The following is a 13,242-nucleotide window of genomic DNA, read 5'->3' on the forward strand; positions in this document are numbered from 1 at the left end:
ACAATGGCCATTAATTTTCCCCTTATGTGGATCACATCACTTCCCTTCCTTCCCTGATCAGGGCCGGTGCGGCTCGCAAACCGGACACCTTCGGCCGGAAAGTCGCCACTCAGCTGCTGCCGCAGCCGGAACCCCCGCCGCACGACGAGCCACCGCCGCACGAGGAACCGCCCCCGCAGCTCGAACCGCCGCCGCACGACGAACCGGAGCCACAGGACGAACCGCCGCTGCCGCAGCCCGAACCGGAGCCGCCGTCGGACGAGCCGCACCAGAAGGAGCTGTCGCCGCCCACGTCGCCACCGGAGTCGTAGCCGGACGCCGCGCTGCCGGACGACGACGAGCCGCCGGCGGTGGCCAGTGCGGCGGTCCGCCGGGCCTCCTCGAACTGCTGCCGCAGCAGCTCGTCCGCGATCAGCGCCGTACCGCCGAGCGCCACCACCAGCCCGGCGGCCTGCCAGGCGCCGCCCGCGCCGCCCCGGGAGTGGGCGGCCTGCGCGGAGCGCAGCGCGCGGGCACCCGCCTTGGTGACGCGGTTCCGGAAGACCGTCCGGCACAGCGCGGCCACGATCAGACCCGCGATCAGCGCCGGCATGATCGTGATCACCGCCGGCGGGTCGAACCCCTCGCCGAGGCCGTCGTCGTTGCCGGCGTCCGCGACCGAGAGCAGCACCCCGAGGGCGAACAGCACGATGGTGGCCGCTATTTGGGTGCTCGCCAGCTGGCGCCAGCCGCGTCCCCGCCGCGGATGACGCATCAGTCCGCGGGCCGCCAGCCGGTCGCCGACGTCCTGGACCGCGCGGCTGCGCATGGCCTCGGCACGCACCGCGGCCAGCGCCCCGCCGGGCGTCCGGGCGACCGCGTCCAGGACGGCGGTCTCGACCGCGTGCTGTGCGGTGGCCTGACGGACGGTCACCACGCCCGGGCCGCCCACCGCCAGCCGGCCGTCCTCGCACATCCCGGCGAGCGCCGCGTCCACCACCCGCCCGGGACCGCCGGCCAGGAACGCCGTCTCCCACACGTTGCGGGCCTGCGCCTCGCCCCTGCGGACGGACGGAGTGCCGCGCCGCACCAGGACCGTGCCGAGCAGCAGCACCAGCGAAGAGGCACCGAGGCCCACGTACACCCCTTGCGTGAACGACATCACCGCCACCTTCCCTTCAGTGCCTGACGGACGGCGTGGACGGCGCGGGCGAGCCGGGCCGCGGAACCGGCGGACGGCGGGGTGGGGCCCGCACGGTCCCGCCACCAGCGGGTCAGCCGCTGCCGGGCAGCGGGGTCCGCGGGACGGCCCTGGGCCAGCAGGTGCGCCGCGAAGTCCAGTGCGTCCTGGCGGTAGCCGCCGCGCATCGGACGGTTGCGGGCATAGCCGGCGAACGCCGGACCGTAGTCGTCGCCGAGGATCTCGGGCAGTTCGGGTGCGACCTTGGCGACCACCCCGGACCGCTTGGCGGTCAGCGCCCGGCTCTGCACGCCCAGCCGGGTGCGGTCGAATCCTTCGGGCGCCGGGGTGCCGGCGACCAGCGCGGAGAGCAGCGCGGTCTGCGCCAGCGCCAGCCGCTGCCGCGCCGCGTCGGTGCCGGTGGTGGGGACGGCGGGGGCCGAGGCGGTGGGGGCCACGGCGGGGCGGGAGCCGGCGTCCGGCTCCCGTACGGGCTCAAGCCGCCTGGACATGGCGGGCCTCCTTCAGGACGGTGCGGATCGCGTCGAGTTCCCCGGCCAGCTCGCCGGCCTCGGGGAAGTCGTCATCGCGCTCCAGCAGCACACCGGGCGGGGTGATCCGGGCACACAGCTCGGCGAGCACGTCCAGCACCGGCCGGGTCACCGGATGGGCGTGGCTGTCGTGCCAGACCCCGTCCCGCTCCACGCCGCCCGCCACATGGACGTAGGCGATCGCCTCGACCGGCAGCTCGTCCAGCGCCACCGCCGGGTCCTCACCGCGGTTGACGTGGTTGGTGTGGAGGTTGGCGACGTCGATGAGCAACCGCACCCCCGTCCGCGCGACGAGCTCGGCGAGGAACTGCCCCTCGGTCAGCTCCTCGCCCGGCCAGTTGACCAGGGCCGCGATGTTCTCCAGCGCCAGCGGCACCGGCAGCGCGTCCTGGGCGATGCGGACGTTCTCACAGAGCACGTCCAGCGCGTCGCGGGTGCGCGGGACCGGCAGCAGATGCCCGGCCTCCATCAGCGGTGAGGCGGTCAGCGGCCCGCCGGCCCGGACGAACGCGATGTGCTCGGTGACCAGCGGGGCGCCCAGCACCTCGGCACGCTCGGCGAGGGCGGCCAGCCGGCCGGCGTCCGGACGGTCGGCGCCGCCGAGCCCGAGCGAGACGCCGTGCGGGACGACGGTCGTCCCGCGCTCGCGCAACTCCCGCAGGGCGTCCGGGAGATGGCCGGGGCAGAGGTTCTCCGCCACCACCTCGACCCAGTCCACACCGGGCAGCCCGGCGATCTCCGCGGCGATTTCCGGCCGCCAGCCGATGCCCGTCCCCAGGCGCTCGATGTCCGTTCCCCAACGCTCCATGGTTCCCCCTCCCGCTCCGTGGTCGGGGTACTCATGGCCACGTCAGGACCGGCCGAATCCTGCACCTGCCGAGTTCAGAGCTTGATTTGAGCTTCCCGCCGGGGACCCCGCCCCCCTACGGCAGTCCGCCGGCCGCCCCCGCCGGTCAGCGCGCGGTCTCGAACCCCACCGCGGCACCGAGCGCCAGCAGCACCCCACCGGTGGCCTGATCCAGCCGCCGCCGTATGCGCGGCCGCTGGAAGACGGCCCGGGCACGGTGCACCGCGAAGGCGACACCGCCGAGCCACAGCACGCCCAGCGCGGCATGGACGGCGACCAGCAGCAGCGTCGTCGCGATCACCGGCGCGCCGTGCGGGATGAACTGCGGCAGCAGCGACATGTAGACCACCCCGACCTTGGGGTTGAGGACATTGGTCAACAGGCCCGTCCGGAACGCCCGCAGCGGAGTCACCGGCGGCGCGCCCCCGCCGTCGCCGGACGCTTCCCGCCCCGCGGCGGGCACCTCGGCCTCCGGAGCCCCGGCGGTCCGTATGCGCCGGGCGCTGCGCAGCGCCTGTATCCCCAGCCACATCAGATACAGCGCGCCGGCCACCCGCAGGACGTCGTACGCCGTCCTCGACGCGGCGAGCATCGCGGTCAGCCCGACCGCACCGGCCAGCCCCCACACGAAGCATCCGGCGGCTACGCCCAGCGCGCTGCACAGCGCGGCGCGCCGCCCCGAGCCGAGCGCGGTCCGCAGGACCACCGCGAAGTCGGGGCCGGGCGAAATGGTCAGCAGCGCGGCCACGAGGGTGAAACCGAGCAGGGACGTCAGCACGGCCGCCTCACCGCCCCTGCGGCAGCGCGCCGCGCAGCGCGGGGTGGTCCGCGACGACCGTGCAGGAGCCCGGTGCGATCTCCGTGAACCCGGCATCGCGGACCACGGGCAGCCCGCTGCGGGTCAGCGCCTCCCAGCGCGCGGGATCCGCCGACCGGACGGCCAGCGGGAAGCCGGCCGCACGCCAGGCCGCCCGCTCCTGCTCGGACAGCTCCCACCACGCCAGCTGGGCGCCGTGGCCGGCCTGCGCCATCTCCTTGCCCGCCGACATCTCCAGCGCCGGGTTCAGCCACAGCACCGGCGCGCCGTCGGCGGGCGGCCCGGGCGGCTCGGGGTCGTCCAGCTCGGTGCCGGAGACCTGGAGCTTCACCAGCTCCTTGGGCCAGCCGTCCAGCGGCACCGGGGGATAGACCCGCACCTCGGCGCTGCCTCCGGTGACCGTGATCCCGGGCAGCGCCTCGGCGCGCCGCCACTCCGCGCCGCGCGCCCGCCGCACCACCTTCCGGATCCGGGCGTCCTGCCAGTCCCGCACCGCCGCCGCCCACTCGCCGTCCCCGGCCGACCGCTCGTCCGACAGCAGCACCAGCACTGCCCGGGCGGCCGTCTCCAGCGCGTCCGTACGCGCCGGAGGGGCGGCCCGCTCCAGTCGCACGACGAGCGGCAGCACGAACTGCACAGCCGCGTCCCGGTCGCTCTCGTCGGGCCGGAACGGGCTGGTGGAATCGTTGCCGGACTGCCCGGCGGTCTCGGTCCTGGTCACCCGATCAGTCTGCCAGCCGCCACTGACAACGCCCCCGCCACCGCCCGCGCAGGCCCGCGCGCGGCCCCGTCCTGCCGACGCAAGCCCACCTGCCCCGGGCGCAGACCCGCCCGCGTGTGCCCGCCCGGACTCGCCCGCGTGTGCCCGCCCTCGCCTACCCGCCGCCCGGCCCCGTCCGCCCGCGCCGTGTCGTCGGCCGCGTCCCTGAGCGCGCGCCCGGCGAGCGGTCCCGCTACCGTCGAGAGCGGCGGACGGACCGACGCCGTACGGCAGTTGGACCGCCCGCAGAAGAGCGACGCCGCACGCCGACGGGCGTGCCGGTACGGGCGATCGGGCCGCCGGGCCGGGCAGTGCGGGGACACGGGGAGACAGCGGGTGCCGGAGCGGATGCGGTTGGACGGGGTGGGGCGGCGCTACGGGGTACGCGGCCCCTGGGTGCTGCGCGAGGTCCACCTCGCGGTGCCTGAAGGCGCGCTGCTGCGCATCGAGGGGACCAACGGCACCGGGAAGTCCACCCTCCTGCGGCTGCTCGCCGGGATCGACCGGCCCAGCACCGGACGCATCACCGGCCGGCCGCGCCGCGCCTACGTCCCCGAACGCTTCCCCGCCGCCATGCCCTTCACGTCCGCCGGCTACCTCACCCACCTGGGCCGCGTGCACGGCCTGACCGGCGCGGAAGCAGCCCGGCGCGCCGCCGAGTGGCTGGAACGCTTCGGCGCGGCCGGGCACGCGCGTACCCGGCTGGCCGAGCTGTCCAAGGGGACCAGCCAGAAGGTCGCGGTCGCCCAGGCGCTGCTTGCCGAGCCCGAACTCCTCGTCCTGGACGAGGCATGGACCGGCCTGGACCGCGGCGCCCGTGAGGTGCTCGACCGCGCGGTTGCCGAACGGGTCGCGGACGGCGGCACCGTGGTGTTCGTCGACCACGACCCACAGCGTTTGGCCGGCGCGGCCGACGCCCGCTACCGGGTCGCGGACGGGCTGCTGCTGGCCCAGGAGGAGCGCCCCGGCACGCCCGCGGATCCGGGCGCCGCGACCGGCCCCCGGGTGACCATCGAGGCCGAGGGCCCACCGGGCGCCGCCCCGCCGACCGGCTCACCGGGTACGACCGCCGGCGCCCCGCGACTACCGGGCGGCCCGGAGATCACTCCCGGCCCCGATGGCGCGTTCCGCTTCACGGTCCCCGCCGTGCACTCCGACGCGCTGCTGCGCGCCCTGCTCACCGCCCGTCCGCCGTGGCACATCCGCGCCGTCACCACCGCCGCCGGCCCGGCCGTACCGCCAGGTCCGGCAGCCCCGTACGCCCCCGCCCCTTCCCCCGATCCCGACAAGGCCCCGCACCCGTGATCGCTCTCCTCCGCTATCAGGCGGCGCTGCTCCTCGGCTCGCACCGCTGGCTGCCGCCGGTCATCCTCTACGCGGCGTTCCTGGCCATCGGCATCCAGAGCGGCGGCCCGATCCTCGACGCGTTCGGTTACGCCGCGGTCGGTGTGCTGCCGGTCGCCGTATGGCTGACCCGGGTGTGCGTCACCAACGAGCCGCCGGCCGCCCGTAGTTGCACGGCGACCGCCGCCGGTCCCGGCCGGGCGCACCTCGCCGGTGTGCTGACCGCGGCCGGTGCCGGGCTGCTGCTCGGGCTGCTCGGTACGGCCCTGGTGGTGCTGATGGCCGATCCGCACTCCGCCGACCACCAGGTCGCGGTACCCGTCCTGCCCGCGACCGGCGCCGGCCTGTTCGCCGTGCTGACCTGCCTGTTGACGGGCCTGGCCATCGGCGTGCTGTGCACCTGGCCGGTGCTGCGCGTCCCCGGCTGGGGCATCCCGGCCGGACTGCTCGGCTCGCTGCTGCTGCTCGTCCTGGGCGGCTCGCCCGCCAACGCCGCCATGACGGGCCTGGTCACCGGCTCCCTGCACGGCACGATCACCGTCCCCTGGCTCCCGGCCGCCGCGGCCGCCCTGCTCGCGGCCGCCGCCACCGCCGCCGCCTGCGCCCTGGCATCCCGTCGCAGCTGAACCACGGAAGGAGGGCCCGGGCGGGGGACATGAGCCTTCGGAACGGCGAACCCCGGGACGGGTGCCAACGGGACGGGTGCCAACGGGACGGCAACCCCGGGACCAGCGGGCGTACCCTCGGCCCCATGCCGCACACGCCCGCAACCCCTGAGCCCCCTCGCCCAGCCCCAGCCGCCACCGCCCCCGAACCCTCGGTCGCCGACTGCCTGTACTGCGGCCGGCCCACCGAGTACCCGGTGGACCGGCCGGGGATCGTGCTCTGCCCGGTGTGCGAATGGCAGGAGGCCCAGCGGACCGCGTGCTCCGGCTGACCTGGGCGAGCCGGACGGCTGACGGACGTCACCCGGCGGACCTCGCCCGGCGGACGTCCGCTAGCGCACCCCGCCGTTCACCAGCGACTTCGCGTCGCGCGCCAGGGCCGTCAGCCGGGAGATGGCCCGGAAGTACTTCTTGCGGTAGCCGCCGCGCAGCATCTCCTCGCTGAACAGCTCGTCGAAGGGCTTGCCGGAGGCCAGCACCGGCACCTCGCGGTCGTAGAGCCGGTCCGCGAGGACGACCAGGCGCAGCGCGGTGGACTGGTCGGGCACCGCCTGGACGTCGGTCAGGCAGACCGCCTCGATGCCGTCGCACATCGCGCCGTACCGGCTGGGGTGCACCTTCGACAGGTGGTCCAGGAGGGAGGGGAAGTCGTCGAGCGAGGCTCCGGGCGTGCGGTACGCGGTACGGGTGACCGTCTCGTCGTCGAACGGGGCGGGCGCCTCGGGCAGACCGCGGTGGCGGTAGTCCTCACCGTCGATCCGCAGCGGGCGGAAGTGGGCGCTCAGGCCCTGGATTTCCCGCAGGAAGTCGGCGGCGGCGAACCGGCCCTCGCCGAGCTTGCCGGGCAGCGTGTTCGAGGTGGCGGCCAGCGCCACACCGGCCTCGACCAGCTTGCCGAGCAGCGTGGAGACCAGCACCGTGTCGCCGGGGTCGTCCAGCTCGAACTCGTCGATGCACAGCAGCTTGTGCTCGCCGAGCGTGCGGACGGTCTGCTGGAAGCCGAGCGCGCCCACCAGGTTCGTCAGCTCGACGAAGGTGCCGAACGCCTTCTGTTCGGCGGGCGCCGGGGACGCGTGCCACAGGGAGGCGAGCAGATGGGTCTTGCCGACGCCGTAGCCGCCGTCCAGATAGACGCCGCGCGGGCCCTTGGGGACGGCGGGCTTCTTGGGGCTCCTGGCGAACCAGCGGCGCTTGCCGCCGGTGTCCGCCCCGGCGGCGAGGGAGTCCGCGAAGTCGCTCAGGACCTGGACCGCCTCGGCCTGACTGGGCTGCTTCGGGTCGGGGATGTACGTGTCGAACCGGGCGTCCTGGAAGCGCGGCGGCGGCACCATCTCGGCGACCAGGCGGTCGGCCGGGACGTGCGGGGCGCGGGCGGTGAGCGCGGCGGGGGCTGCGTCGGCCGGGTCGGCCCCGTCGGCCGGCGTTCCGGCTATCGGGTCGGGCTGCGGCGCGGAGGGCTGGGAAGGTGACACAGCCGTCCAGCCTATCTCCTTCGTCCGAGGTGCCGGACCGTCCGGCGAGGCATGTCACACTGCCGCCATGCGACGCCTGTTCCCCCTCCCCGCCCCGCCCGTACCCGCCGCCGACGGGACGGCCGCCGCGCCCGCGGCGCCCGGTGCCGACGACCGCGAGTGGACGCTGGACGAGCTGGCCGACGCCTACGCCTACCCGGCGGCGGACGACCCGGCGCGCGCGGGACGCCCCGGCTGGCTGCGCGCCAACATGGTGTCCTCCATGGACGGCGCGGCCCATCACGACGGGCATTCGCAGCCGCTCTCCAGCGACGCCGACATGCGGATCTTCGGGGTGCTGCGGGGGGTCGCGGACGTCGTGGTGGTGGGCGCGGAGACGGTGCGCCAGGAGGGGTACCGGCCGGCCCGCGCCCGGGAGGCGTTCGCCGCCCGCCGGGCCGCCGCGGGGCAGTCCCCGGCGCCCGCGATCGCGGTGGTCACGGCCGGGCTCGGGCTGGACTTCGGGCTGCCCCTGTTCACCGAGGCGCTGGCGCCGACCGTCGTCCTGACCGGCGCGGGCGCCCCCGCCGATCGGGTGGCCAAGGCCCGGGCGGCCGGTGTGGAGGTGCTGTTCGCCGGCGAGGGCCTGGGCGTCGACCCGTCCCGGGTGGCCGGTGTCCTGGCCGAACGCGGTCACACCCGGCTGCTCACCGAGGGCGGGCCGATGCTCCTGGGGCAGTTCGCCGCGGCCGGTGCGCTCGACGAGATGTGTCTTTCGCTCGCTCCGGTGGTAACGGTCGGAGATGCGCCGAGGATCATGAAGGGGCCGGCCGTCGAGGTTCCCGAGCGGTTCACCCTGGCATCCGTATTGGAGGAGGCCGGGTTCCTGTTCACTCGCTACCGTCGGTCCTGACAAACAGCGGAATTATCTGTTCCGCTTAGCTTCCTTTGGGCACACTAAAAGCCAACAGGTCCCGCGTGGCGACGGGGCAGGATGGTGTCTGTCGGGCTCCGCACAATGCGGCCTGAGGAGAAGAAGGGCGTCCGTCGTGTTCACGAGCGTATTGATGATCGAGAAACCTCTGACGCCCGCCGACGTGGAGTTCGTGACCACCCTGCACGGCGACGACCCGGTCTCGTTCGTCGTGCTCATGCAGCCCCGCGGCAAGCAGGACGTCCTGCTGCGGGCCATCGACGACGTCGCCCTCGGGGAATTCGACGACGCCGTGCGCGAGGGCGCCGAACCGGGCGGGGCACAGGCCGAGGCCCCCGCCGAGGTCGGGCTGACACACACCCTGCAGGCACTGCGCGAGGCCGGTGCGCAGGCCGTCGGACAGGTCGTCGAGGACCATCCGCTGGACCTGCTGCGCTCCGTCGTGGACGAGACCGGGGCGGACGAGGTGATCGTGCTGACCGCCCCGCACTTCGTCGAGGAGTTCTTCCACCGCGACTGGGCCTCCCGCGCCCGCCACAAGGTCGGCGTCCCGGTCCTCAAGCTCTTCTCGCACGCCGCCGACGACCAGCCCCAGGGGACGCCCGGGGGCTGACCGCACCCCCGGGGCCGGCCACCGGCACCGTCACAGCCGGGCGGCCGGCCGGGGGCGCAGTCGTCCGTCGTGCACCTCCGCGATCTCGTCCGCCACGTCCAGATGGCTGTGGTCATGGGTGACCAGCACCGTCGCCGTCGCCCGCTGGTGGGTCAGGTCGACCAGCAACTCCAGCACCGCGGCGCCCCGCTCGTGGTCCAGCGCGCTGGTCGGCTCGTCCACCAGCAGCACCGCGGGGTCGTTCATCAGCGCCCGGGCGATGTTGACCCGCTGCCGCTGACCGCCGGACAGCTGGTGCGGCCGCCGGCCGGCCAGCCCCTCCAGGCCGACGGCCGCCAGCAGCTCCCGCGCCCTGGCCCGGGCCGTGCGCGGCGAGCGGCCGTCCAGGTGGGCCATCACCTCCAGCTGCTCGGCGGCGGTCAGGGACGGCAGCAGGTTCGGCTGCTGGAAGACCATGCCGAGGGCCGTCCGGCGCAGCGCGGTCAGCTCGGCGCGGCCGAGGCCCGTGGTGTCCGTACCGTCGATCACCACCCGCCCGCGGTCCGGGCGGATCAGCGTCGCGGCGACCGCGAGCAGGCTGGACTTCCCCGACCCGGACGGCCCGATCACCGCGGTCAGACGGCCGGCGGGCACGGTCAGCGAGACCGCGTCCAGCGCGGTCAGCCGGTCCTCGCCGTCGGGGTAGGTCAGGGTCACATCGGTCAGTTCGAGGCTCATCGGGCACTTCCCAGGGCGGTCAGCGGGTCGACGGAGGTGATGCGGCGGATGGACAGCGCGGCCCCGGCGGCGCCGAGCGCGATCATGATCAGGGCCGGGACCAGCACGGTCGGCGGATCGAGCACGAACGGCACCGTGCCGCCGATGCCCGCACCCACCCCCGCCGCCACGGCGGTGCCCAGACCGGTCCCGATCACCAGCAGGACGACGGCCTGCCCGAGCGCGTCCCGCAGCAGATAGCGGGTCGAGGCGCCCAGCGCCTTCAGCACGGCGACATCGCCGCTGCGCTGGATCGTCCACACCGTGAAGAACGCGCCGATCACCAGCGCGGAGATGGCGAACAGGAAGCCGCGCATCAGCTGGAGCGAGCCGTTCTCGGCGGTGTACGAGCCGATGGCCTGCAGGGCGTCGTCGAGCGGCACCGTCTTCGTGCCCAGCCGCCCGTCGGCGTCGGCGAGGCCCTGCGTCCCCGTGGTGGCGAGCGCCAGCACCGTCGCGCCCGGGGAGCCGCCGCCGGTGCCGCCCGTCAGGGACCGCCAGTCGGCGAGCGACGTCCAGACCACCGGGGTGTGGCTGTACATGGCCGCACCCGCCACCGCCGCCACCCGGAAGGTGCGCCCGCCCAGCGACACCGAGCCGCCGGCCCGCACCCCGAGCGAGGCCGCGGCCTTCTCCGAGAGCACCACCTTGCCGTTCCCGGCCCGCCCCTGCGCCGGGGCCAGCGGCGACCCGGGGCGCACCCCGAAGGCCGACACCGCGGCCGCCCGGTCGCCCGCCGCCGCCTTCGTCGTGGCGATCCCCAGCGGCTCGGCCCGCCGTACGCCGGGCACCCGCGCCCACTCCCTTACGGTCCGTTCGGTCAGCCGGGAGTCGGTGAAGGCGACCGTACGGCCCTCCAGGGGCGCGGAGAACACCAGGTGGTCGGCGGGCAGCCCGGTGATCGCCGAGGTGTTCTCCCGGCCCAGGCCCGCCGTCAGGCCCGACAGCAGACCCACCAGCACGGTGATCAGCACCACGACGGTGCCCATGAGGGCGAACCGCCCCTTGGCGAATCTCAGATCTCTCCAGGCGACGAACACGGGCTCGGCCATCCTCCGGGTACCGGCGCCGGACCCACTGCCCGGCGGCTCGACCCCACCGTCGCCCGCCGGAGGGGGCCGCGGCATCGCGCCGCGGAGTGGTCCGCGGAGATCGAAAGGTGCGCCCCGGCATCAACCCTTCGGTTGATGCCGCAGGCCGTACCCGCCCGTAGCCTGAAGGGGCCGTGACCGAAGAAGCCGTGACCGCACACTCCCTCACCCCCGTCCTGCGGGTCCTGCGCAGCTGCCTCCATCTGATGGTGGCCGCGCTGCTCGGGCTCGCCGCCGTCCGCGCGGTCGCCGATCACCGCCCGCACGCGCCCGCGGTCCTCGCCACCGCCGTCGTGCTGTTCGCGCTCTACGTCGCCGGTCCCCGGCTGCCCCGGCTGCGCAGCTCCACCGGCGCCGCCGCGCTCTGGCTCACCGCCGTCGGACTGGTCTGGCTGGTGCTGCTGGCCCTCACCCCGGACGGCGTCTGGCTGGCCTTCCCGCTGTTCTTCGTCCAGCTGCACCTGCTCCCGCTGCGCTGGGCGCTGCCCGTCGTCGCGGCCACCACCGTCGGCGCCGTCGCCGGCTTCGGATGGCACACCCACACCCTCAGCGTCGGCACGGTCCTCGGCCCGGCCCTCGGGGCGGCGGTCGCGGTCGCCGTCGTCCTCGGCTACCAAGCCCTCTACCGCGAGAGCGAGCAGCGCCGCCGCCTCATCGAGGAGCTCACCGCGGCCCGCAGCGAGCTGGCCACCGCGGAGCACGCGGCCGGCGTGCTCGCCGAACGGGAGCGGCTGGCCCGCGAGATCCACGACACCCTCGCCCAGGGCCTCTCCAGCATCCAACTGCTGCTGCGCGCCGCCGAACGCGCCCTCCCCGAGCGGCCCGGGGCGGCGCTCGGGCACGTCCGGCAGGCCCGTACGGCCGCGGTCGACAACCTCGCCGAGGCCCGCCGGTTCGTCCGCGCGCTCAGTCCGCCCGACCTGGAGACCGGCTCGCTGCCCGCCGCCCTGGAGCGGCTGTGCGCCACCACGGAGCGCACCTCCGGCCTGACCGTGCACTGCCAGGTCTCCGGCGCGCCCACCGCGCTCCCCACCCCCCACGAGGTCGCTCTGCTGCGCATCGCGCAGTCCGCGCTGGCCAACACCGTCCGGCACGCCGCGGCCGGCCGGGTCGAGCTGACCCTCAGCTACATGGACACCGAGGTCGCCCTGGACGTCGTCGACGACGGCACCGGATTCGTCCCGGCGCAGGTGCCCGCGCCGGGCTCCGCGGCGGCCTCCGGCACCGGCTTCGGCCTCGCCGCGATGCGCGCCCGGGCCCGCGCCCTCCAGGGCACCCTCGCCGTCGAGTCCGCCCCGGGAGAGGGCACCGCCATCGCCGTCACCCTGCCCTGCCCCGCAGCGCCCGCCGGCCCGGAGGTCGCCCCGTGACCAGCCCCGCTACCCCCATCCGGCTGCTGCTCGCCGACGACCACCCCGTCGTACGGGCCGGCCTGCGCGCCGTCCTGGAGACCGAACCGGGCTTCGAGGTCGTCGCGGACGTGCCCACCGCAGAGGAGGCCGTCGAGCTCGCCGCGCGGTGCGAGGTGGACGTGGTCCTCATGGACCTCCAGTTCGGCGGGCGGATGCTGGGCTCGCAGGCCACCGCCGCGATCACCGCCCGGGCCGGCGCCCCGCGCGTCCTGGTCCTGACCACGTACGACACCGACGCCGACATCCTCGCCGCCATCGAGGCCGGCGCCACCGGCTACCTCCTCAAGGACGCGCCGCCCGAGGAGCTGGCCGCCGCGGTGCGCACCGCCGCGGCCGGGAAGTCCGCACTCGCACCCACCATCGCGCTGCGCCTGATGGACCGGATGCGGACACCCGCCACCGCGCTCTCCCGCCGCGAGACCGAGGTCCTCCAGCTCGTCGCCGACGGCCTGTCGAACGCCGCGATCAGCAAACGACTCTTCCTCAGCCAGGCGACCGTTAAATCCCACCTTGTCCACATCTACTCCAAGCTGGAGGTGGACTCCCGCACGTCCGCGGTCGCCGCGGCCACCGCGAAGGGCCTGATCCGCCGCTGAGCAGTGATCGCTCGGCCGTTGACCACTGTCTCGCAGCGCCGGTGCGGGCCGGTCCGCGGTCGTTCGGGCTCGTCCCGGGCTCGTGCCGGGGGGCGTCCGGGGGCCTGTGGGAGCCGTTCCGGGGTCGTCCGGGATCCGTGGACCGGCGGTGTCGGTGCCGGGTGCGACAATCTTCGGCAGCGGGACAGCCGTACCGGCAGCACGAGCACCGGAACCGGCCGCCCGACAGCAGAACCGCACGACCGC

At 75.3% G+C, this 13,242-nt stretch carries 13 protein-coding genes and 1 pseudogene; 7 read left to right on the top strand and 7 right to left on the bottom strand.

Going from position 1 to position 13,242, the window contains the following annotated elements:
- Window positions 1-109: 109 nt before the first annotated feature.
- The 4 genes and pseudogenes from ACGF4C_RS04535 to ACGF4C_RS04550 all read right to left on the bottom strand — a co-directional run bounded on the left by ACGF4C_RS04535 (window position 110) and on the right by ACGF4C_RS04550 (window position 4,095).
- Window positions 110-1,141: a TIGR04222 domain-containing membrane protein gene (locus ACGF4C_RS04535; protein ID WP_393563193.1), complete on the bottom strand. Its 1,032-nt coding sequence runs from the start codon at window positions 1,139-1,141 to the stop codon at window positions 110-112.
- Window positions 1,141-2,518 (bottom strand): annotated as a pseudogene (locus ACGF4C_RS04540) (DUF692 family multinuclear iron-containing protein). Before ACGF4C_RS04540 ends, ACGF4C_RS04535 begins: the two are co-directional and overlap by 1 nt.
- Before the next feature lie 145 nt (window positions 2,519-2,663).
- Window positions 2,664-3,335 (bottom strand): LysE family translocator, encoded by a 672-nt coding sequence (locus ACGF4C_RS04545; RefSeq protein ID WP_393563194.1) that lies wholly within the window; start codon window positions 3,333-3,335, stop codon window positions 2,664-2,666.
- 7 nt (window positions 3,336-3,342) lie between these two features.
- Window positions 3,343-4,095 (bottom strand): aminoacyl-tRNA hydrolase, encoded by a 753-nt coding sequence (locus ACGF4C_RS04550; protein ID WP_393563196.1) that lies wholly within the window; start codon window positions 4,093-4,095, stop codon window positions 3,343-3,345.
- 387 nt (window positions 4,096-4,482) lie between these two features.
- Here ACGF4C_RS04550 and ACGF4C_RS04555 point away from each other — a divergent pair, with 387 nt between their 5' ends.
- The 3 genes from ACGF4C_RS04555 to ACGF4C_RS04565 all read left to right on the top strand — a co-directional run bounded on the left by ACGF4C_RS04555 (window position 4,483) and on the right by ACGF4C_RS04565 (window position 6,415).
- A complete protein-coding gene (locus tag ACGF4C_RS04555) occupies window positions 4,483-5,439 on the top strand; it encodes an ATP-binding cassette domain-containing protein (protein ID WP_393563452.1) in 957 nt (318 codons plus the stop codon).
- On the top strand, window positions 5,436-6,104 hold the full coding sequence (locus ACGF4C_RS04560; RefSeq protein ID WP_393563198.1) for an ABC transporter: 669 nt from the start codon (window positions 5,436-5,438) through the stop codon (window positions 6,102-6,104). The genes ACGF4C_RS04555 and ACGF4C_RS04560 overlap by 4 nt, the downstream gene beginning before the upstream one ends.
- Before the next feature lie 125 nt (window positions 6,105-6,229).
- A complete protein-coding gene (locus ACGF4C_RS04565) occupies window positions 6,230-6,415 on the top strand; it encodes a hypothetical protein (protein ID WP_393563200.1) in 186 nt (61 codons plus the stop codon).
- 60 nt (window positions 6,416-6,475) lie between these two features.
- Here ACGF4C_RS04565 and zapE read toward each other — a convergent pair whose 3' ends face one another.
- On the bottom strand, window positions 6,476-7,615 hold the full coding sequence (zapE, locus tag ACGF4C_RS04570) for a cell division protein ZapE (RefSeq protein ID WP_393563202.1): 1,140 nt from the start codon (window positions 7,613-7,615) through the stop codon (window positions 6,476-6,478).
- 67 nt (window positions 7,616-7,682) lie between these two features.
- Between zapE and ACGF4C_RS04575 the strand changes: the two genes are divergently transcribed.
- On the top strand, window positions 7,683-8,507 hold the full coding sequence (locus ACGF4C_RS04575) for a dihydrofolate reductase family protein (RefSeq protein ID WP_393563203.1): 825 nt from the start codon (window positions 7,683-7,685) through the stop codon (window positions 8,505-8,507).
- 136 nt (window positions 8,508-8,643) lie between these two features.
- Window positions 8,644-9,141 (top strand): hypothetical protein, encoded by a 498-nt coding sequence (locus tag ACGF4C_RS04580; RefSeq protein ID WP_030803677.1) that lies wholly within the window; start codon window positions 8,644-8,646, stop codon window positions 9,139-9,141.
- Between the two features lie 30 nt (window positions 9,142-9,171).
- Here the strand turns inward: ACGF4C_RS04580 and ACGF4C_RS04585 are convergent, their stop codons facing one another.
- Together ACGF4C_RS04585 and ACGF4C_RS04590 are read right to left on the bottom strand one after the other, a co-directional pair.
- Entirely contained in the window at window positions 9,172-9,858 is a 687-nt protein-coding gene (locus tag ACGF4C_RS04585) for an ABC transporter ATP-binding protein (protein WP_393563204.1), read from the bottom strand.
- Complete coding sequence (locus tag ACGF4C_RS04590) at window positions 9,855-10,937, bottom strand: ABC transporter permease (RefSeq protein WP_393563454.1); 1,083 nt, start codon at window positions 10,935-10,937, stop codon at window positions 9,855-9,857. Before ACGF4C_RS04590 ends, ACGF4C_RS04585 begins: the two co-directional genes overlap by 4 nt.
- Before the next feature lie 185 nt (window positions 10,938-11,122).
- Here ACGF4C_RS04590 and ACGF4C_RS04595 point away from each other — a divergent pair, with 185 nt between their 5' ends.
- A complete protein-coding gene (locus ACGF4C_RS04595; protein ID WP_393563206.1) occupies window positions 11,123-12,358 on the top strand; it encodes a sensor histidine kinase in 1,236 nt (411 codons plus the stop codon).
- A complete protein-coding gene (locus ACGF4C_RS04600) occupies window positions 12,355-12,996 on the top strand; it encodes a response regulator (RefSeq protein ID WP_393563208.1) in 642 nt (213 codons plus the stop codon). Before ACGF4C_RS04595 ends, ACGF4C_RS04600 begins: the two co-directional genes overlap by 4 nt.
- The last annotated feature ends 246 nt before the right edge of the window (window positions 12,997-13,242 follow it).

This window comes from Streptomyces sp. NPDC048197 (assembly GCF_043202395.1).
GTDB lineage: Bacteria > Actinomycetota > Actinomycetes > Streptomycetales > Streptomycetaceae > Streptomyces > Streptomyces siderophoricus.